The organism is Streptomyces sp. NPDC048637 (assembly GCF_040650675.1).
GTDB lineage: Bacteria > Actinomycetota > Actinomycetes > Streptomycetales > Streptomycetaceae > Streptomyces.
The window spans coordinates 1-19,754 of record NZ_JBEZHQ010000066.1 but is presented as its reverse complement, the minus strand read 5'-3'; the positions used below and the strand labels follow the sequence as shown (position 1 = coordinate 19,754).

At 72.2% G+C, this 19,754-nt stretch carries 16 protein-coding genes; 12 read left to right on the top strand and 4 right to left on the bottom strand.

The features are described from left to right. Nucleotides 1-73 precede the first annotated feature (73 nt). A complete protein-coding gene (locus AB0C46_RS39460; protein WP_018090109.1) occupies nucleotides 74-352 on the bottom strand; it encodes a hypothetical protein in 279 nt (92 codons plus the stop codon). Between the two features lie 56 nt (nucleotides 353-408). Continuing rightward, entirely contained in the window at nucleotides 409-1,194 is a 786-nt protein-coding gene (locus tag AB0C46_RS39455; protein ID WP_362833957.1) for a PspA/IM30 family protein, read from the bottom strand. Nucleotides 1,195-1,526: 332 nt separating this feature from the next. Between AB0C46_RS39455 and AB0C46_RS39450 the strand changes: the two genes are divergently transcribed. Beyond that, nucleotides 1,527-2,123: a DUF3043 domain-containing protein gene (locus AB0C46_RS39450; RefSeq protein WP_362833950.1), complete on the top strand. Its 597-nt coding sequence runs from the start codon at nucleotides 1,527-1,529 to the stop codon at nucleotides 2,121-2,123. Nucleotides 2,124-2,291: 168 nt separating this feature from the next. On the opposite strand, the gene AB0C46_RS39445 is transcribed toward AB0C46_RS39450, so the two are convergent. Beyond that, on the bottom strand, nucleotides 2,292-2,507 hold the full coding sequence (locus AB0C46_RS39445; protein ID WP_362833949.1) for a hypothetical protein: 216 nt from the start codon (nucleotides 2,505-2,507) through the stop codon (nucleotides 2,292-2,294). 159 nt (nucleotides 2,508-2,666) lie between these two features. Between AB0C46_RS39445 and AB0C46_RS39440 the strand changes: the two genes are divergently transcribed. The 5 genes from AB0C46_RS39440 (at nucleotide 2,667) to AB0C46_RS39420 (ending at nucleotide 8,527) form a co-directional block, all read left to right on the top strand. Next, on the top strand, nucleotides 2,667-3,971 hold the full coding sequence (locus AB0C46_RS39440) for a bifunctional adenosylcobinamide kinase/adenosylcobinamide-phosphate guanylyltransferase (protein WP_362833948.1): 1,305 nt from the start codon (nucleotides 2,667-2,669) through the stop codon (nucleotides 3,969-3,971). Between the two features lie 62 nt (nucleotides 3,972-4,033). Next, entirely contained in the window at nucleotides 4,034-4,759 is a 726-nt protein-coding gene (locus AB0C46_RS39435) for a class I SAM-dependent methyltransferase (RefSeq protein ID WP_362833947.1), read from the top strand. Between the two features lie 21 nt (nucleotides 4,760-4,780). Continuing rightward, nucleotides 4,781-5,827: a nicotinate-nucleotide--dimethylbenzimidazole phosphoribosyltransferase gene (gene cobT / locus AB0C46_RS39430; protein ID WP_362833946.1), complete on the top strand. Its 1,047-nt coding sequence runs from the start codon at nucleotides 4,781-4,783 to the stop codon at nucleotides 5,825-5,827. Between the two features lie 142 nt (nucleotides 5,828-5,969). After that, nucleotides 5,970-7,733, top strand: coding sequence for a phosphatidylglycerol lysyltransferase domain-containing protein (locus AB0C46_RS39425; RefSeq protein WP_362833945.1), 1,764 nt, complete (start codon nucleotides 5,970-5,972; stop codon nucleotides 7,731-7,733). Continuing rightward, nucleotides 7,730-8,527 (top strand): hypothetical protein, encoded by a 798-nt coding sequence (locus tag AB0C46_RS39420; RefSeq protein ID WP_362833944.1) that lies wholly within the window; start codon nucleotides 7,730-7,732, stop codon nucleotides 8,525-8,527. The genes AB0C46_RS39425 and AB0C46_RS39420 overlap by 4 nt, the downstream gene beginning before the upstream one ends. On the opposite strand, the gene AB0C46_RS39415 is transcribed toward AB0C46_RS39420, so the two are convergent. Continuing rightward, on the bottom strand, nucleotides 8,502-9,239 hold the full coding sequence (locus AB0C46_RS39415) for a hypothetical protein (RefSeq protein WP_362833943.1): 738 nt from the start codon (nucleotides 9,237-9,239) through the stop codon (nucleotides 8,502-8,504). The two genes, AB0C46_RS39420 and AB0C46_RS39415, sit on opposite strands and share 26 nt — an antisense overlap. Nucleotides 9,240-9,347: 108 nt before the next feature. Between AB0C46_RS39415 and AB0C46_RS39410 the strand changes: the two genes are divergently transcribed. From AB0C46_RS39410 to aceE, 6 genes are all read left to right on the top strand, one after another. Then, nucleotides 9,348-10,142: an adenosylcobinamide-GDP ribazoletransferase gene (locus AB0C46_RS39410; RefSeq protein WP_362833942.1), complete on the top strand. Its 795-nt coding sequence runs from the start codon at nucleotides 9,348-9,350 to the stop codon at nucleotides 10,140-10,142. A gap of 199 nt (nucleotides 10,143-10,341) precedes the next feature. After that, entirely contained in the window at nucleotides 10,342-11,889 is a 1,548-nt protein-coding gene (locus AB0C46_RS39405) for a leucyl aminopeptidase (RefSeq protein WP_362833941.1), read from the top strand. Between the two features lie 312 nt (nucleotides 11,890-12,201). Beyond that, nucleotides 12,202-13,590: a dihydrolipoyl dehydrogenase gene (gene lpdA / locus AB0C46_RS39400; protein WP_362833940.1), complete on the top strand. Its 1,389-nt coding sequence runs from the start codon at nucleotides 12,202-12,204 to the stop codon at nucleotides 13,588-13,590. Nucleotides 13,591-13,646: 56 nt separating this feature from the next. Further along, nucleotides 13,647-15,374: a 2-oxoglutarate dehydrogenase, E2 component, dihydrolipoamide succinyltransferase gene (sucB, locus tag AB0C46_RS39395; protein ID WP_362833939.1), complete on the top strand. Its 1,728-nt coding sequence runs from the start codon at nucleotides 13,647-13,649 to the stop codon at nucleotides 15,372-15,374. Between the two features lie 186 nt (nucleotides 15,375-15,560). Further along, entirely contained in the window at nucleotides 15,561-16,184 is a 624-nt protein-coding gene (locus AB0C46_RS39390; RefSeq protein ID WP_362833938.1) for a GntR family transcriptional regulator, read from the top strand. A 263-nt stretch (nucleotides 16,185-16,447) separates the two neighbouring features. Continuing rightward, nucleotides 16,448-19,120 carry a pyruvate dehydrogenase (acetyl-transferring), homodimeric type gene (aceE, locus tag AB0C46_RS39385; RefSeq protein WP_362833937.1) on the top strand — a complete coding sequence of 891 codons (2,673 nt, stop codon included), beginning with the start codon at nucleotides 16,448-16,450 and terminating at the stop codon, nucleotides 19,118-19,120. Nucleotides 19,121-19,754: the final 634 nt, after the last annotated feature.

The window sequence follows — 19,754 nt, the reverse complement described above, 5'->3', positions numbered from 1 at the left end:
AGCGCCCCGGTCCCTCGCGGGGCCGGGGCGCTGTGCGCTGGAGTGGAGTGTCCGGGCCGGGACCGGCCGGGGTTCAGCCCGGGATGAGGCCGTCGTCGCTGAGCATCTCCCGGACCTCGCCAAGGGTGGCGTCCGGGGACGGCAGGATGAGTTCGGACGGTTCCAGAGCGTCGTCGGGCAGCGGCGTACCCATGCGGCGCACCGCGTCCAGCAGGGCACCGAGAGTCCGCCGGAAGCCTTCCACGTCACCGCTCTCCATCTCGGCGAGCAGCTCATCGTCCAGCTTGTTGAGCTCGGTGAAGTGGGCGTCGTCCAGCTTCACCTGGCCCTCCCCCATGATCCGTACGATCACGACGGTCTCCCTTGGTCCGGTCCGACGATCTCTGCGAGGCTAACCGGCGCCGACCCTCACTGCTTGTCGAAACGCGGCCGGTCCTGCTGCGGGGAGGACTGCGCCGCACCGTTCTGGCCGCCCTCGATGGCCTGCTGGCCGCCGGACGGGCCGCCCGAGAGCTCGGCCTTCATCCGCTGCAGCTCCAGCTCGACGTCGCTGCCGCCGGAGAGCCGGTCCAGCTCGGCGGTGATGTCGTCCTTGGCCATACCGGACGGGTCGTCCAGCGCACCGGACGCCATCAGCTCATCGATGGCACCGGCCCGCGCCTGCAGCTGCGCGGTCTTGTCCTCCGCGCGCTGAATGGCCATGCCGACGTCGCCCATCTCCTCGGAGATACCGGAGAACGCCTCGCCGATCCGGGTCTGCGCCTGGGCAGCCGTGTAGGTGGCCTTGATCGTCTCCTTCTTCGTACGGAAGGCGTCGACCTTGGCCTGCAGCCGCTGCGACGCGAGCGTGAGCTTCTCCTCCTCACCCTGCAGCGTCTGGTGCTGCGCCTCCAGGTCCGTGACCTGCTGCTGCAGCGCGCTGCGCCGGGTCAGCGCCTCACGGGCCAGGTCCTCGCGGCCGAGCGCCAGCGCCTTGCGGCCCTGGTCCTCCAGCTTGGCGGACTGACCCTGGAGCTGGTTGAGCTGCAGCTCCAGGCGCTTGCGGGAGGTCGCCACGTCGGCGACGCCGCGGCGTACCTTCTGAAGCAGCTCCAGCTGCTTCTGGTACGAGTAGTCGAGGGTTTCGCGCGGGTCTTCGGCCCGGTCCAGGGCCTTGTTGGCCTTCGCGCGGAAGATCATCCCCATCCGCTTCATGACACCATCGCTCATGGGCCTCGCGCGCCCCCTTCTGGCCGAGTCACCTCGGGCTTAGGCTCCAGCACATCTACAGACCCCACAGTACGGGCCCTGGTTCCATTACCGCACTGTTCGCGCCCGGATGCGCTCCTCCTCCAGGACGATCGCGGGGCGCATCTCCTCCCGCGCAAGGAGTAGGGAGAGTCCGGACAATCGGCACGATGTCCGCTCTGTCCTGCCAGGACAGGGCTTCTGTCCCGATAAGGCACCGGTCGCCGAGGCGCGCCGTTGCCGGATCGTTCCCCGTCGGACCGTGGCTCACCCGCGGCGAGCACGTACTCTTGGTTGTTGTGTTCCGAAGCCGTTCGAAGGATGAGCAGGCCGCGACCGCCAAGGTGACCGCGGACCAGCCCCAGCAGCCCCGCGATCCGCAGGCCCCCAAAGGCCGCCCGACGCCCAAGCGCAGCGATTCCCAGTCGCAGCGCCGCTCCCGTGCGCATACGCCGGCCAACCGCAAGGACGCGGCGAAGGCCCAGCGTGAGGCGCGCCGCGCCGACATGGCCCGCCAGCGCGAGGCGATGGCCAGCGGCGACGAGCGGTATCTGCCGGTGCGCGACAAGGGACCGGTGCGCCGGTTCGCGCGCGACTATGTCGACTCCCGCTGGGCCGTCGCCGAGTTCTTCCTGCCGATGGCCGTGGTGATCCTGGTGCTCACCATGATCCGGGTGCCGTCGATCCAGAGCATCGCGCTGCTGCTGTGGCTCGTGATCATCGTGCTGATCGTGCTCGACTCGGTGCTGATCTGGTTCCGGCTGGGCAAGCTGCTGCAGGAGCGCTTCCCGAACGAGAACCTCAAGGGTGTGAAGGCGTACGCGGTGATGCGGACGCTGCAGATGCGGCGGCTGCGGCTGCCGAAGCCGCAGGTGAAGCGGGGCGAAAAGCCGTAGGCGTCGGTGGGGGTGCCGGCCGTCCTTGATGCCGCCGGATCCTCGCCGTCGTGGTGGCTCGCCGTCGCGGCGGGACTGATTTTTTGACGCTTGGCCGGGCCCGTTCGGGCCCGGCCAAGCGTCGTTCGGCGTCGGCCGGGAGTGCCCGGCCCAGCGGTCAGCCCCGGCTCAGGCCTCCGCGTCCGCGTGCAGGCTCATGGGGCCCGCGTAGATCTCGGTGCCGTCCTCGAAGAGCCTGACCTGGTCGACGCCGCCGTCGAGGAGGGCCTTCCACTCCTCGCCGATCCAGGACTCCGCGTCGCCCTGGGTGGTGAACTCCTCGGGTTGCACGGCCGGCGCCGTCTCCGAACCGTCGGCCTTCTCGAACCGCCACGTCCACGCCATCTGCGCCTCCTGGATCCCACCGGGTACGAATCTGTGCCACCGCGGAGCGCGTCGAAAGCCCTCCGCCGTGCCGTGCTTCCGTGCTGATCGGCAGCCTAACGGCCGTGTCGAGGCCGCCCCCGCCGCGCCCGCCGGGCAGGGACGCGAGAAACTCACGGTGTGGATGTGACTCTCCTCGGCACCGGGGCCCCGCAGGGGCTGCCGCAGCCCGGTTGCCCCTGTGCCGCCTGCGCGAACGCCGTTGGCGACGAAGCGCGGGCGGCCACCGCGCTGCTCGTCGACGGCGCGCTGCTGATCGATCTGACCCCGGGCCCGGCCTTCGCGGCCGCCCGCGCCGGGCAGTCACTGGCGGGCGTGCGGCAGGTGCTGCTCTCGCATCCGCACGACGGTCCGGCGATGGAGGTGCCGGCCGGGCTGCCGCAGCCCGGCCGGGTCGCCGACGGCCGGGAACTGGCGCTGCTCGACGGGCACCGGGTGCGGGCCATCGCGGTGGACATCCCGGGAACGGGCTACGAGATCTCCGGCGCCGAGGGCGAACGGCTGCTGTATCTGCCGCCGGGCGCGGGGCCGTCCGGTATGGGCGACGGGAACGGCCGGACGGTGGGCGGCGGGAACGGCCGGACGGTGGGCGGCGGTGACGAGGGCATGGGCGGCACCGGCCCGTACGACCTGGTGCTGCTCGACGTGGTGGGGCGGCCCGATGCGCTGGCCAAGCTGCGGGCGAGCGGGGCGGTCGACGCGGCGACGGATGTGCTCGCGGTGCACCTGGACCACAGCGTGCCGCCGGGGCCCGAGCTGCATCGCCGGCTGGCGGCGGTGGGTGCCCGCGCGGTGCCGGACGGCAGCACGCTGGTGGTCGGCGAGTTCCACGCGGTGCCGGATCTGCCGCGGCGCACCCTGGTGCTGGGCGGGGCGCGCAGCGGGAAGTCGGTGGAGGCGGAGCGACGGCTCGCGGCCTTCCCGGACGTGGTCTACGTGGCCACCGGGGGCACCCGGGACGGCGACGAGGACTGGGCGCAGCGGGTCTCGCTGCACCGCGAGCGGCGCCCCAGCAGCTGGCGCACCGTCGAGACCTGCGATCTGGTGCCGCTGCTGACGTCGGCCGGGCCCCGTGCGGACCCCGTCTCCGGGCGGCCGGCCGAGGCGTCACCGCTGCTGATCGACTGTCTGGCGCTGTGGCTGACACATGTCATGGACGAGGTCGGGGCGTGGGACGACGCGACCTGGGAGGCCGGTGGCAGGCGGGCGCTGCGGGAGCGGACCGATGCGCTGGTGACGGCGGTGCGCGCGACGCGCCGGCGGGTAGTGGCGGTCAGCAACGAGGTCGGCTCCGGGGTCGTCCCGGCGACCCCGGCGGGCCGGCGGTTCCGGGACGAACTGGGGCGGCTGAACGCGGCATTCGGCGCGGAGTGCGAGCAGGTGCTGCTGGTCGTCGCGGGCCAGGCGCTTGCGCTGCGCGGATGACGGATGGCCGAGGGGCCCCGTGTCCGCTTGCCCGGAGGCGCGGCGCCGGGTGCTCTTGACCCGTGACCGAATCCGAGCGGACCGAGACCGCAGCGCCGGACGGATGGGGAGCGGGGCCCCTCCGGGAGCCGGGGGCGCGCGGGCGGCGTTTCGACGCGGCCGTACGCGGCTACCTGTCGCGGCACCCCGAGGCGACGGTGGTCGCGCTCGGGGAGGGGCTCGGCACCGGTTTCTGGCGGCTGGACAACGGGCGGCTGAACTGGCTGACGGTTCTCGCGCCGGAGACCGCCGCGGTGCGCCGGATGCTGCTCCCGGACGGTGCCCGGCGGCGTACGGTCGCCCGCGCGGTGACCGATCACCGCTGGCTGGACGCGGTGCGGGAGCCGTGGCGCGGGGTGGTCGTCACCGCGCCGGGGGTGCTGATGCGGCTGTCACCGCCCGCGGTGCGCGCCCTGCTGGCGGTGTGTGCGGAGCGGTTTCCCGGTGGTGCGCTGGTCTTTGACGCACTGCCACGGCCGGCCATGGCACTGGCCCGGCGGGCCGCCGGGCCGGGCGGCGCCCGGTGGCCGGGTCCGGTGCGCTGGGGTCTGGACCGTGCCGAGCTGCCGCGGGTGGCCGGCGCGCACCCGGGCATCGTCGCCGTGCGCGAGGTCGGTCCGGTGCGGGCCCGGCGCGGCCCGGCGGGGTGGCTGCGGGGCCGGATGCCGGTGCTGGGCGCGCTGACGCCCCTGGTGTGCGAGGTGCGGTTCGCGGCGGCCCGTTCCCCCGGCGGGCCTCGTCAGTGGTGAGTTGACGGTAATCTGCGCCCAATGAGCGCCCTGAATCTCGATGACTTCGCCCATCTGATCGAGCGCCCCGATGGCGGTGTGCGCCGTGACGCCGAGGAGCGGCGGGCGCGGCTGGCCGTACCGCCGGGGGCCCTCGGCCGCCTCGACGAGCTGGGCGAATGGCTGGCCGCCGCACAGCAGCAGGTGCCGGTGCGGCCGGTCGAGCGGCCGCGGGTGCTGCTGTTCGCGGGTGATCACGGGGTGGCGGGGCTGGGGGTGTCGGCCCGGCCGGCCGGCGGCACCAGGGATCTCGTACGGGCCGTGCTGGACGGGGCGAGCCCGGCCGCGGTGCTGGCCCGGACCACCGGGGCGCAGCTGCGCGTGGTGGACCTGGCGGTGGACTGCGACCCGGAGGAGCTGCCCGAGGAGGTCACCCGGTACCGGGTGCGGCGGGGATCGGGGCAGATCGATGTCGAGGACGCGCTGACGGCCGAGGAGGCCGAGGCCGCGTTCCGGGCCGGGATGGCGGTCGCGGACGAGGAGGCGGACGCCGGCACCGACCTGGTGGTGCTGGGCGATCTGAGCGTCGGCGGGACGACGGCCGCGAGCACCCTGATCGCCGCGCTGTGCGGGACGGACTCCTCGGTGGTCACCGGGCGGGGCGGCGCCTTTATCGACGATCTGGCGTGGATGCGCAAGTGCGCGGCGATCCGCGACGCCCTGCGGCGGGCCCGTCCGGTGCTCGGCGATCAGCTGGAGCTGCTGGCCACGGTCGGCGGCGCGGATCTGACCGCGATCACCGGTTTTCTGCTGCAGAGTGCGGTGCGCCGCACGCCGGTGATCCTCGACGGAGTGGTCTCGGCGGCCTGCGCGCTGGTGGCGCAGCGGGTGGCGTTCCGGGCGCCGGACTGGTGGCTGGCCGGGCAGGCGAGCGGTGAGCCGGCGCAGGCGAAGGCCCTGGACCGGATCGCGCTCAACCCTTTGCTCGACCACGGCGTCACTGCGGGTGAGGGGACGGGGGCGCTGCTGGCCCTGCCATTGGTGCAGGCGGCCGCGGCCCTGGCGGCAGAACTGCCCGTACGCGACTGATCCGAAGCCGGCCCACCGCGGCCGGTGCCGCAGGAAGCGATCGGACGAGCGCCCGGACCAGGGCGCTCACTTCACGCCCGTACCGGACCACCGGGCGGCGCCCCATAAGATCACGCTTTACACGTTTTATGGGAGACATCGCTTGAGTCCGGACGAAGGCCGCCCGCGCGGCTCATGGTCACAGCGTGGTGCCGCGTTCGGCATCTGGTATCTGCGCACGGTCACCTTCATCAATTTCCTGAGTGCGGTGTGGGTGTCGTTCGGCAATGGCATCCGCCGGCACAACATCGCGGAATTCTTCACTCCGTATCTGCTGACGGCGGGCTTTGCGTCCGGCGCCTTCTCGCTGTTCCTGTCGGTCACCCTGCGGCGGCGCAAGCGGGCGGCGTGGATTTTGAATCTGGTGCTGTCCGGTCTGCTGGCGCTGCTGTTCGGATTCGGAATGGTGGCGGCCCCCGAGTTCCGCGGACATGCGCAGAACTGGGTGTCGCTGGTATTGACCGTGCTGTTCGCCGCCGCACTGGTGGCCGGGCGCCGGGAATTCTCCGCCAAGGGCGACCGTACGAACCCGAAACTGGCGGCGGCGGTCGCGGCCGGCGGTCTGCTGGTGGCCTCGCTGCTCGCAGCGCTGCTGGTGACCGTCACCAACACCGCGTCGGGTTCCTCGACCTTCGGGCAGCGCTGGCGCTACGGCCTGATGCGGCTGGTGTCGCTGGCCGCCGACGACCGCGCGTTCCCGGAGATCGCCACCCCGAACTGGGTCAATGTCGCGATCAATGTGCTGAGCACGCTGCTGCTGGTCGCGGTCCTGTGGGCGGCGTTCCGGTCCGTACGGAGCACCGAGGCGCTCACCGCGGACGACGAGGAGCGGCTGCGCGCCCTCCTGGCGCGGCACGGCGACCGCGATTCGCTGGGCTATTTCGCGCTGCGCCGCGACAAGAGCGTGGTGTTCTCCCCCAGCGGCAAGGCCGCGGTCACCTACCGCGTGGTGGGCGGGGTGTCGCTGGCCTCCGGCGATCCGCTGGGTGACCCCGAGGCCTGGCCGGGCGCGATCGAGGGGTGGCTGGCCGAGGCGCGGGAGCACGGCTGGGCTCCCGCGGTGATGGGGGCGAGCGAGGAGGGCGGCACGATCTACGCCCGGCACGGTCTGGACGCGCTGGAGCTGGGCGACGAAGCGATCGTGGACACCGCGGAGTTCACCCTCGGCGGCCGGGCGATGCGCACCGTACGGCAGGCCTACCACCGCATCGAGCGGGCCGGTTACACCGTCCGTATCCGGCGCCACGAGGACATCCCGGCGCCGGAGATGGACCGGCTGCTGCGGCTGGCCGACGACTGGCGCGACGGGGAGACCGAGCGCGGCTTCTCGATGGCGCTGGGCCGGCTCGGCGACCCGGGGGACGGGCGCTGCGTGATGCTCGAATGCAGGGGTGGCGGCGCCGGGGAGGAAGACGGTGAGCTGCGGGCGCTGCTCAGCTTTGTGCCGTGGGGCGAGAAGGGCCTTTCGCTGGATCTGATGCGGCGGGACCGGAACTCCGAGAACGGTCTGATGGAGTTCATGGTGCTGGAGCTGATCCAGCGGGCGAAAGAGGTGGAGGTCACGCAACTCTCGCTCAACTTCGCGATGTTCCGTTCCGTCTTCGAACGTGGATCGCGGCTCGGCGCGGGCCCGGTGCTGCGCCTGTGGCGCTCGCTGCTCAGCTTCTTCTCCAGGTGGTGGCAGATCGAATCGCTGTATCGCGCCAACGCGAAATACCGGCCGATCTGGGAGCCGCGCTACATGCTCTTCGAAAAGAGCACCGATTTGCTGCGGATCGGAATCGCCGCCGGCCGCGCGGAAGGCTTTCTGGAAGCACCCGGACTGCCTAAGTGGCTGAACCGCAAGCACCTGGAGAAGGTGCGATGAGCTCAGCTGGGGCGGGACGGCGGGAGGGGCCCGCGCCGGCCCGGGGAGGGGCGCCCGTCCTGCGCCGTGCCGCGCGCGCCGAGTGGGGCCCGCTGCTGCGGACGGTACGGACCGCACTGGCCGCCTCGCGGCTGCGGGCGATCCCGGTGACGCTCACCGCGGTGGCGCTGACCCTGGTCTTCCACTTTGTGCAGAACCAGGCCTGGGGCTACCGCATCGTCCAGGACATCGGCTCCGTACAGGCCGATGAGCATCTGTGGCTGGCGCTGCTGCGCACCCCGCTGTCGCTGTTCGTGCCCGCTCTGGACCTGCCGGTGTGGGGTGCCCTGGTGCAGATCCTGGTGGTCTTCGGGATCACCGAGATCTGTGTGGGCCGGCGGCACCTGCTGGCCGTCGCGTATCTCGCCACGCTCGCCGGGACGATGTACGCCCGGATCGGCATCTGGATCGGCCCGGTGAGCCCGATCGGGCTGCCCGACTCGGACAAGTACGTCACCGACACCGGGCCGTCGGCGGCCGTGGTGGGGCTGGCGGTGTTCGTGTGCTGGCGCTATCGCGCCTGGTTCACCTGTGCCGCGGTGGCGGTGGCGATGCTCGTCGAGGTGGTGTCCATCAAGAACAACCTCGCGGGCAAGGAGCATGTCGCGGCGGTGCTGGCGGTGCTGGTGCTGTGCGGACTGTGCGAGCTGCGGCGGCCGGGCGGCGCGGTCGGGCCGCGCAGGCCGGGCGGGGCGGTCGGGCCGGGCGGGCCGGGCGGCGCACCGCCCGTCAGCGGCTCGGCGCACCCCCGATGAAGTCCTCGACCCTGCGGCGCAGCGCCGACCAGCGGCGGTCGTGACGGTAGGCGCGGACCCGGGCACGGGCCCGCGCCTTCGGGCGGGTGCGGTAGAAGCGCCTGGCCCAGGGCGAGTTGGGCCGGGCCAGCCGGAGCGCGCCGAAGAGCGCGACGAACGGCACGAACACCCCGATGACCGCGATCCGGCCCTTGCCCTTGATGAGGGCGATGACCGCGAAGAGGAAGTTGACGGCCACGGTCCGCACGACCGTGAAGCGGTCGGTCTCCTCGTCCGGACTGAGCTCATTGACGCCGAACGGCAGAAAGCCGCCGAGGATCAGGGCGACCAGGGCGACGGTGAGGATGACGATCTCGACGCTCTTGGTGCCCTCCTCGGTCCAGTACACATCGTCCAGGTGGAGGATGAGCGCGAACTCGTCCAGGACGAGCCCCACCCCCATCCCGAAGAGCACCGCAGCGACCCCCGTGCCGAAGCCGCGCCGGGCGCCGGCCAGCCCGATGAAGCCGCCGACGACCATCAGCCCCACACCGGGGACGACATGGTGGACATGGACCCCGCCCGGGGTGATGTTGCGGAACGGGCCCTTGCCCGCGCGGATGAGGCGGGTGACGGCCCGGGTCACGAGGAAGGTCAGCACGAACGAGGCCAGGGCGAGCAGCAGCGGCAGCTTCCCCGGCTCGACGATATTGCGGTACCACCAGTGGCCCATCCCACACGCTCCCCTTTGTCGCGTAAGGACACATAGGCACCATTAGGCCCTGTCCGGGCGGCCGGAACCGGCAGTCAAACGCGGCGGACGCCCGGATAGCCTGCCGCGGTGACCGAGACCCCCACTCCCCCGGCCCCGTCCGACGCCCTGCGCTTCGCGTTCGGAACGCTGACCGTGCTGCCGGTCCGCGTCACCCGCTGGGACCGGGCCACGGCGCGCGGCGGGATGCTCTGCGCACCGCTGGCCGGGCTGGTCGTCGGGCTGTGCGCGGCCGCGGCCGGCGCGGCACTGCTGGTGCTCGGCGGCGGGCCGCTGCTCGCCGCGGTCGGCACCGCCGCGGTGCCCGCCGTGCTCACCCGCGGACTGCATCTGGACGGGCTCGCCGACACCGCCGACGGGCTGGGCAGCGGCAAGCCCGCCGAGGACGCGCTGCGCATCATGAAGCAGTCCGACATCGGCCCGTTCGGGGTGATCACGCTGCTGTTCACCCTGCTGGCCCAGGTGGCCGCACTGTCCGAGCTGTACGCGGACGGCTGGGCGCACGGCGCCGTCGCCGCAGCCGTCGCGGCGGTCACCGCCCGCTGCGCGCTGACCCTCGCCTCCCGCGCGGGGGTGCCGGCCGCCCGTCCGGAGGGACTGGGCGCGGCGGTCGCGGGCACCGTCCCGGCGCCGGCGGCGCTGCTGTGTGCGGTGCTGGTGGCCGCCGGGTGCGCGGCCGCCGGGGCCTGCTTCGGCCCGTTGGGCGCGCTGCACGCCGGGCTCGCGGCGCTGTGCGGCCTCGGGCTGGGCGAGCTGGTGCTCCGGCACTGCCGGCGGCGGTTCGGCGGCGTGACCGGTGATGTGTTCGGGGCGCTCGCGGAGAGCGCGGGGCTCGCGGCCCTGGTCGCGCTGACGCTCGGTTAGCACCGGCGCACCCCCTTTTCGCGTACCCAACTGGAGTGCCCGGACGGCCAGTTCACCCGGTATACCGGCAACTGCCGGGGCACCGTTAGGTGCGGGTGTGGTATTGGACGGGCCTTGTGGCGCCGCCGAGCGTAGGCTCAGCCGGAGCAGCGCGCTGCGCGCAGACGGATTCCCCGGACGGAACAGGACCCTCATCACCGTGACTGCACTGACCCTCAGTACTTCTTCCGCCGCGACGCTGCGTGCGGATGCCCTCGTCGTCGGCGTGGCCAAGGGCGCCAAGGGCGTCGTTGTCGCCCCCGGCGCGGAAGCCGTGGACAAGGCCTTCGGCGGCAAGCTCGCCGCTGTGCTGGAGACCCTCGGCGCGAGTGGTGCCGAGGGCGAGGTGACCAAGCTGCCCGCCGCGGACGGCCTCAAGGCGCCGGTCGTGCTGGCGGTCGGCCTCGGCGAGGCGCCGGGCAAGGACGACGGCTTCGAGCACGAGGCCCTGCGGCGTGCCGCGGGCAGCGCCGCCCGCGCGCTGGCCGGCAGCAAGAAGGCAGGTTTCGCACTGCCCCTAGAGGACGCCGAGGCGGCCGCCGCGGTGAGCGAGGGCGCACTGCTCGGTGCGTACTCCTACGCCGCGAACCGCAGCAACGGCAACAGTGCGCAGAACGGCAAGGGCGCCAAGAAGAACGACGCCAAGTCGGCGCCGCTCGGGGAGGTCGCACTCCTCGGCGGCAAGCCGCGCGACAAGGAGTTCAAGGCCGCCGCCGCGCGCTCCCAGGCGCTGGCCACGGAGATCAACCGCGCCCGCGACCTGATCAACATGCCCCCCAACGACCTCGACCCGAAGTCCTTTGCGGCCGAGGCGCAGGCGGCGGCCAAGGAGTTCGGCCTCAAGGTCGAGGTGCTCGACGAGAAGGCGCTCAAGAAGGGCGGCTACGGCGGCCTGATGGGCGTCGGCCAGGGTTCGCAGGCCCCGCCGCGGCTGGTGCGGATCGCGCACACCCACGCCAAGGCCACCAAGACCCTGGCGCTGGTCGGCAAGGGCATCACGTACGACTCGGGCGGCATCTCGCTCAAGCCGGCCGGCCACAACGAGACCATGAAGTGCGACATGAGCGGTGCGGCCGCGGTGTTCGCCGCGGTCGTGGCCGCCGCCCGGCTCGGTCTGGAGGTGAATGTCACCGGCTGGCTGGCGCTCGCCGAGAACATGCCGTCCGGCTCCGCCACCCGTCCCGGTGATGTGCTGACCATGTACAGCGGCAAGACCGTCGAGGTGCTCAACACCGACGCCGAGGGCCGCCTCGTCCTGGCCGACGTGCTGACCCGCGCCTCGGAGGAGTCGCCGGACGCGATCGTGGATGTCGCCACCCTGACCGGCGCGATGGTGCTGGCGCTGGGCCACCGCACCTTCGGGATCATGGCCAACGACGACGCTTTCCGTACCTCGGTCCACGAGATCGCCGAGGAGGTCGGCGAGCAGTCCTGGCCGATGCCGATGCCGTCCGAGCTGCGCAAGGGCATGGACTCCCCGGTCGCGGACCTCGCCAACATGGGGGAGCGGATGGGCGGCGGCCTGGTCGCCGGGCTCTTCCTCAAGGAGTTCGTCGGCGAGGGCATCGCCTGGGCCCACCTGGACATCGCGGGCCCGGCCTTCCACGAGGGCGCGCCCTGGGGCTACACCCCCAAGGGCGGCACGGGATCCGCGGTCCGCACCCTGGTCCGGCTCGCGGAGCGCACCGCCGCGGGCGACCTGGGCTGACGGCCGGGCCGGGGCCTCTCGCCCCGGCCCGTGATATCCGCCACGGCCCCGGGCAGCTCGCCCGGGGCCGTTGGCATGCGTTCGCCCTCAACGAAATCCGCATACACATACGCTTCAGTAACCCTTACGGGGCGGCTGATCACCGTCTCACTGCCCGGCCCGCCGTCCCGGCTTCGTGGAACAAGTGCGAAGATGGGTTCTCGGCAGGACAGGGCCCCCCTTACCCAGGGCCGAAGTAAAAGCGGCCGAACCACAGCCGCCGTCCGGTCATTGGAGACCGGCTCCGGCGTACCCATGCATGGAGGACGTGACGTGGCGAACGACGCCAGCACCGTTTTCGACCTAGTGATCCTCGGAGGCGGTAGCGGTGGTTACGCCGCTGCCCTGCGCGGGGCGCAGCTGGGCCTGGACGTCGCCCTGATCGAGAAGGGCAAGGTCGGCGGCACCTGCCTGCACAACGGCTGCATCCCCACCAAGGCTCTGCTGCACGCCGGTGAGATCGCCGACCAGGCTCGTGAGAGCGAGCAGTTCGGTGTCAAGGCCACCTTCGAGGGCATTGACATCGAGGCGGTCCACAAGTACAAGGACGAGGTCATCTCGGGCCTGTACAAGGGCCTGCAGGGCCTGATCGCCTCCCGCAAGGTGACGTACATCGAGGGCGAGGGCAGGCTGTCCTCCCCGACCTCCGTCGATGTGAACGGCCAGCGTGTCCAGGGCCGCCACGTCCTGCTGGCGACCGGCTCCGTGCCGAAGTCGCTGCCGGGCCTGGAGATCGACGGCAACCGCATCATCTCCTCGGACCACGCGCTCACGCTGGACCGCGTGCCGAAGTCCGCGATCGTGCTGGGCGGCGGCGTCATCGGCGTCGAGTTCGCCTCCGCGTGGAAGTCCTTCGGCACCGACGTGACCATCATCGAGGGCCTCAAGCACCTCGTCCCGGTCGAGGACGAGAACAGCTCCAAGCTGCTGGAGCGGGCCTTCCGCAAGCGCGGTATCAAGTTCAACCTCGGCACCTTCTTCGACAAGGCCGAGTACACCGCCGACGGCGTCAAGGTCACCCTGGCCGACGGCAAGACCTTCGAGGCCGAGGTGCTGCTGGTCGCGATCGGCCGCGGGCCGGTCTCGTCGGGCCTGGGCTACGAGGAGCAGGGCGTCGCGATGGACCGCGGCTACGTCCTGGTCGACGAGTACATGCAGACCAACGTGCCGACCATCTCGGCCGTCGGTGACCTCGTTCCCACCCTCCAGCTCGCGCACGTCGGCTTCGCCGAGGGCATGCTGGTGGCGGAGCGGCTGGCCGGTCAGAAGACCGTGCCGATCGACTACGACGGCGTGCCGCGCGTGACGTACTGCCACCCCGAGGTCGCTTCGGTGGGTATCACCGAGGCCAAGGCCAAGGAGCTGTACGGCGCCGACAAGGTCGTCGCTCTCAAGTACAACCTCGCGGGCAACGGCAAGAGCAAGATCCTCAAGACCACGGGCGAGATCAAGCTCGTCCAGGTCAAGGACGGTGCCGTGGTCGGCGTCCACATGGTCGGTGACCGTATGGGCGAGCAGGTCGGTGAGGCCCAGCTGGTCTACAACTGGGAGGCCCTGCCGGCCGAGGTTGCGCAGCTCGTGCACGCGCACCCGACGCAGAACGAGGCTCTCGGCGAGGCCCACCTGGCCCTGGCCGGCAAGCCTCTCCACTCCCACGACTGACCCCAGTCCCGGGCGCGACCACATCCGCACCACATTTGTAAGGAGCAACTGAAACCATGGCGGTTTCCGTAACCCTGCCGGCGCTCGGCGAGAGCGTCACCGAGGGCACCGTCACTCGCTGGCTCAAGGCCGAGGGTGAGCGCGTCGAGGCCGACGAGCCGCTGCTCGAGGTGTCGACCGACAAGGTCGACACCGAGATCCCGGCCCCGGCGGCCGGCGTCCTGACCGCCATCAAGGTGGCCGAGGACGAGACCGTGGAGGTCGGCGCCGAGCTGGCCGTCATCGACGACGGCACCGGTGCGCCGGCTGCCGCTCCGGCGCCTGCCGCCGCCGAGGCGCCCGCCGCCGAGGCCCAGCCCGAGCCCGCCCCGGCCCCCGCGGCCGAGGCGCCTGCCCCCGCCGCTGCCCCCGCGGGCGGCGCCGAGGGCACGGACGTCGTCCTCCCCGCGCTCGGTGAGAGCGTCACCGAGGGCACCGTCACCCGCTGGCTGAAGGAGGTCGGCGAGGAGGTCCAGGCCGACGAGCCGCTGCTGGAGGTCTCCACCGACAAGGTCGACACCGAGATCCCGGCGCCGGCCTCCGGCACCCTGCTGGAGATCGTCGTCGGCGAGGACGAGACCGCCGAGGTCGGCGCCAAGCTCGCCGTCATCGGTGCCGCCGGTGCTGCCCCGGCCGCCGCGCCGGCTCCGGCCGCTCCGGCCCCGGCCGCCGCTCCGGCCCCGGAGCCCACCCCGGCTCCGGCTCCGGCCGCTGCCGCCCCGGCTCCCGCCGCCCCGGCCGCCCCGGCTCCGGCCCCCGCGCCGGCTCCGGCCGCCCCGGCCCCGGCTGCCGCTCCCGCCGCCCCGGCTCCGGCCGCCGGTGAGGGCGCGTACGTCACCCCGCTGGTGCGCAAGCTCGCCGCCGAGAACGGTGTCGACCTCGCCACGGTCAAGGGCACCGGCGTCGGTGGCCGCATCCGCAAGCAGGACGTCATCGCCGCCGCGGAGGCCGCCAAGGCCGCCGCGCCGGCCGCCGCCGCTGCGCCCGCCGCGTCGAAGGCTCCGGCCCTCGAGGTGTCGCCGCTGCGCGGTCAGACCGTCAAGATGCCGCGGATGCGCAAGGTCATCGGCGACAACATGATGAAGGCCCTGCACAGCCAGGCGCAGCTGACCTCCGTGGTCGAGGTGGACATCACCGCGATCATGCGGATGCGCAACAAGGCCAAGGACGGGTTCGCGCAGCGTGAGGGCGTCAAGCTCTCCCCGATGCCGTTCTTCGTCAAGGCCGCGGTCCAGGCGCTGAAGGCCCACCCGGTCGTCAACGCCCGGATCAACGAGGACGAGGGCACCATCACCTACTTCGACACCGAGAACGTCGGTATCGCGGTGGACGCGGAGAAGGGCCTGATGACCCCGGTCATCAAGGACGCCGGTGACCTCAACATCGCCGGTATCGCCCGCAAGACGGCGGACCTGGCGGGCAAGGTCCGCGCGAACAAGATCACGCCGGACGAGCTGTCCGGTGCGACCTTCACCATCAGCAACACCGGTTCGCGCGGCGCCCTGTTCGACACCGTCATCGTGCCCCCGAACCAGGTCGGCATCCTGGGCATCGGTGCGACCGTCAAGCGCCCGGTGGTCATCAACCACCCGGACCTCGGCGAGACCATCGCGGTGCGCGACATGACCTACCTCGCGCTCTCCTACGACCACCGTCTGGTGGACGGCGCCGACGCCGCCCGCTACCTGACCACGGTCAAGCAGATCCTGGAGGCCGCCGAGTTCGAGACCGAGATCGGTCTCTGAGTCCCGGCAGTCGCGCAGCAGGCGTGTCCTAGGGGCCGGCCCCGGTTCGTACGAGCCGGGGCCGGCCCTTTTGCGCACCCCGGCCCCCGTGCCGGGGTGCGCGTCCACCCCGCGGCCTTTGACAGGCCCCCCGCGCGTCTCCCGGATAATGGCCCTCTGTCACCGCCCGCTCTGAAGGAGCACCTCATGACCCCGCCCGTCGTCCATTCGCTGCGCGAGCAGATCCGCGAGCACATCCTTGAGGGGATCGTCAGCGGCCGCTGGCAGCCGGGCGAGCGGATCGTGGAGCGGCGGATCGCGGTGGAGCTGGAGGTCAGCCAGACGCCCGTACGGGAGGCGCTGCGTGAGCTGGAGTCGCTGCAGCTGATCGAGTCGGCGCCGAACAAGGGCGTACGGGTACGGAATCTGACCGCCGACGACCTCAAGGAGAGCTACCCGGTGCGGGCCGGGCTGGAGCAGGTGGCCGCCGAGCTGGCCGCGGGGCGGCTGGCCGGGAACACCGTGGCGCTGGAGCGGGAGGTGGCGGCGCTGCGCGAGGCGGATCTGGCCGGGGACGGGGAGGCGCAGGTGCGGCACACGGTGGCCTTCCACCGGGAGATCGTGCGGGCGGCCGGGAACGCCGTGCTGCTGCACACCTGGGAGTCGCTGGGCATCGAGGTCTGGACGACGCTGTCGATCCGCTGGTTCAGCCCGGAGCCGCGCTCGCACGCCCAGGACCACCAGGAGATCGTGGACGCGTTCCGGCGGCGCGATCCGAAGATCGGCGCCCTGCTCAAGGCACATGTGCTGAGCTGCGCTCCCCGGGTCTGAGGCGGGGCCGGGAGGGGGCGGCAGACCCCGCTACGGGACTGGCACGCGGTGCCCGAAAAGGCGGCACCCCGTGCCGACCTGCGGTTTTTCCTTCGTTGAGCGTTGATCGATCATCGATCAGAGGCGTATCGTCCTCCACGGGGCGCGACAACCCTGCCTGCCGAACTTGTAGGGGGTGTCGTCGCGGGCCCGTCCACCCTGAGGACGCGGCCCGGCCGCGACGGCACCCCCGAGCTACCCTCCCGTCCGGAAAGGGGCCACCCATGCCCGATCCCGTGCGCCTGCCGTACAGCCAGCTCGACCAGCTCCCGGACCGCGACCCCGAGGAGACCGCCGAGTGGCGCGAGTCGCTTGACGCCGTCACCAAGGCAGCGGGCCCGCATCGCGCCTCGTACCTGATGCGCCGTGCCCTGGAGCACACCGCGCGCACCGAAGGCACCGCCCTGCCGTCCCTCCTGGAGACGGAGTACGTCAACACCATCCCGACCTCCGCCGAGCCCGCCTTCCCGGGCGACGAGGCGATGGAGGCCAGGATCACCGCCTGGAACCGCTGGAACGCCGCCGCGATGGTCACCCGCGGCTCCAAGCTGGGCCTCGGCGGCCACATCGCCACCTTCGCCTCCGCCGCCTGGCTCTACGAGACCGGCTTCCAGCACTTCTTCCGCGGCAAGGAAGGCGACGGCAGCGGCGACCAGCTCTACATCCAGGGCCACGCCTCCCCCGGCGTCTACGCCCGCGCCTTCCTCGAAGGCCGCCTCACCGAGGACCACCTCGACCACTTCCGCCAGGAGACCGGCGGCGAGGGCCTGCCCTCCTACCCGCACCCGCGGCGGCTGCCCTGGCTGTGGGAGTTCCCCACCGTCTCCATGGGCCTCGGCCCGCTCTCCGCGATCTACCAGGCGCGCTTCAACCGCTATCTGGAGCACCGCGGCATCAAGGACACCGCCAACTCCCACGTCTGGGCCTTCCTGGGCGACGGCGAGATGGACGAGCCCGAGTCGACCGCCGCCCTGGCGCTGGCCGGCCGAGAGGGCCTGGACAACCTGACCTTCGTCATCAACTGCAACCTGCAGCGCCTCGACGGTCCCGTCCGCCCCAACTTCAAGATCGTGCAGGAGCTGGAGGCCCAGTTCCGCGCGGCCGGCTGGAACGTCGTCAAGTCCCTGTGGGGCCAGGCCTGGGACGAGGTCTTCGCCCTGGACACCGACGGCGCGCTGATCCGCCGCCTCGGCGAGACCCCCGACGCGCAGTTCCAGACGTACGCCACCCGCGACGCCGCCTACCTGCGCGAGCACTTCTTCGGCGCCAACGAGTCGCTGCAGGCCCTCGCCCGCACACTGTCCGACGCCAAGCTGCTGGAGCTGTTCCAGACCTCCCGGGCCGGCCACGAGCCCCGCAAGGTGTACGCCGCCTACAAGGCCGCCGTCGAGCACCAGGGCGCGCCGACCGTCATCCTGGCGCAGACCGTCAAGGGCTACACCCTCGGCACGGGCTTCGAGTCCCGTAACGCCAACCACCAGATGAAGAAGCTCACCATGGCGGAGTTCCGCACCATGCGTGACGTCCTCGAACTCCCCATCCCGGACAGCGCGCTGGAGGGCGACCAGGTGCCGTACTGGCGCCCGGCCGACGACTCCCCCGAGATGGTCTACCTGCGCGAGCGGCGCGCGGCCCTCGACGGCCCGGCCCCCGCCCGCAAGGTCGTCCCCAAGCCCCTCCCGCTCCCCGCCGACAAGGCCTTCGACGCGCTGAAGAAGGGCTCCGGCAGCCAGGAGATCGCCACCACCATGGCGTTCGTCCGGCTGATCAAGGACCTGATGCGGGACAAGGAGACCGGCAAGCGCTGGGTCCCCATCGTCCCCGACGAGGCCCGCACCTTCGGCATGGAGTCCCTCTTCCCGACGGCCGGCCTCTACTCCCCCAAGGGCGCGACGTACGACCCGGTCGACCGCGATCAGCTGCTCTGGTACAAGGAAGCCAAGGACGGCCAGATCCTCAACGAGGGCATCACCGAGGCCGGTTCGCTCGCCGACTTCACCGCCGCCGCGACCTCGTACGCGACGCACGGCGAGCCGATGATCCCCTTCTACATCTTCTACTCGATGTTCGGCTGGCAGCGCACCGCCGACCAGTTCTGGGCGCTGGCCGACCAGTTGGGCCGTGGCTTCGTCATCGGCGCGACCGCCGGCCGGACGACGATGACCGGTGAGGGCCTCCAGCACGCCGACGGCCACTCGCACCTGATCGCCTCCACCAACCCGGCGGCGCTCTCCTACGACCCCGCCTTCGCGTTCGAGGTCGCGGTCATCGTCAAGGAAGGTCTGCGCCGTATGTACGGCCCGGACGCCGAGGACGTCTTCTACTACCTCACGGTCTACAACGAGACCAAGGTCCAGCCGGCCATGCCGGAGGGCGTCGAAGAGGGCATCCTCAAGGGCCTGTACCGCTTCAACGAGGGCACAAGGCCCGAGGCCGACAGCCCGCAGCTCCAGCTGCTGGCCTCCGGCACCGCCATCCACTGGGCCCTGGAGGCGCAGCAGTTGCTGGCCGCCGACTGGGGTGTGGCGGCGGACGTGTGGTCGGCCCCGTCCTGGACGGAGCTGCGCCGTGACGCCCTGGAGTGCGATGCCGCCCGTCTGGACGGCGAGGACCGCATCCCGTACGTCACCCGTGCCCTGGCCGGTGCGCCCGGCCCGGTCGTCGCGGTGAGCGACTGGATGCGGGCGGTTCCCGACCAGATCGCCCCGTGGGTCGAGCAGGACTGGACCTCCATCGGCACCGACGGCTTCGGCCTGTCCGACACCCGCGAGGCGGCCCGCCGGCACTTCGGTGTCGACCCGCAGTCGGTCGTCGTGCAGGCGCTGGCCGCGCTCGCCCGCCGCGGCGAGGTCAAGGCGGAGACCGTCAAGGAGGCCAAGGAGCGCTACGGCCTGTGAGTCACGGGCCGCGCCGCGGCCTGTGACCCCTGGGCGGCGGCCGGCACCGGCCGCCGCCTCGCCCCTCAGGGGCACCCCGATCTCCCGTGCGGAGGCCACCTTCCCGCGCCCGGGGCCTCCGCACGGGAACCCACCACCGGCCCGGCCGACCACGCCCTGGCTACGGCCGGGCCGGGCCTTCTTCTCTTTGGCGCTCGGCCGGGGCTGAGCGTGGTGCGGGTTGCCGTGGGCTTCGGGCCGGTGCGGGTTTGCCGTGGGCTGATTCGGTGCGGCTGCGTGGTGGCTGGCGCCGGTGCGGGTTGCCGTGGGCTGGGGGCGGTGCGGGTTTGCCGTGGGCTTGCGCCGGTTCGCTGTCGCTCGGTGGGTGGCGGGTCGGAGGGGACGCCCGGTAAGCCGTCCTCGGCGCGGGCGACGCGGGTCCCAGAGATTCCTCGCCCCGTTGTTCGCTCCGGGTCCTGCGGGCGGCTCACCGGACATCCCCTCCGACCTCCGTTCGTGGGCGACTGTCCCGCCGTACCGATCACCGTCACGACATCCGTGCGGCACCTCTTGGCAGGGACCTGGCCAGGCCCCCGATCCTTGGGCGCGGCCACGTCTGGGCCGTGACGGACGGTGTCACCGGGCGGCAGTCGGC

Coding starts and splice junctions, on each gene's coding strand:
- AB0C46_RS39455 (WP_362833957.1), bottom strand. CDS start 1,194: ATGAAGCGGATGGGGATGATCTTCCGCGCGAAGGCCAACAAGGCCCTG.
- AB0C46_RS39390 (WP_362833938.1), top strand. CDS start 15,561: ATGACCCCGCCCGTCGTCCATTCGCTGCGCGAGCAGATCCGCGAGCAC.
- AB0C46_RS39415 (WP_362833943.1), bottom strand. CDS start 9,239: ATGGGCCACTGGTGGTACCGCAATATCGTCGAGCCGGGGAAGCTGCCG.
- aceE (WP_362833937.1), top strand. CDS start 16,448: ATGCCCGATCCCGTGCGCCTGCCGTACAGCCAGCTCGACCAGCTCCCG.
- AB0C46_RS39420 (WP_362833944.1), top strand. CDS start 7,730: ATGAGCTCAGCTGGGGCGGGACGGCGGGAGGGGCCCGCGCCGGCCCGG.
- sucB (WP_362833939.1), top strand. CDS start 13,647: ATGGCGGTTTCCGTAACCCTGCCGGCGCTCGGCGAGAGCGTCACCGAG.
- cobT (WP_362833946.1), top strand. CDS start 4,781: ATGAGCGCCCTGAATCTCGATGACTTCGCCCATCTGATCGAGCGCCCC.
- AB0C46_RS39445 (WP_362833949.1), bottom strand. CDS start 2,507: ATGGCGTGGACGTGGCGGTTCGAGAAGGCCGACGGTTCGGAGACGGCG.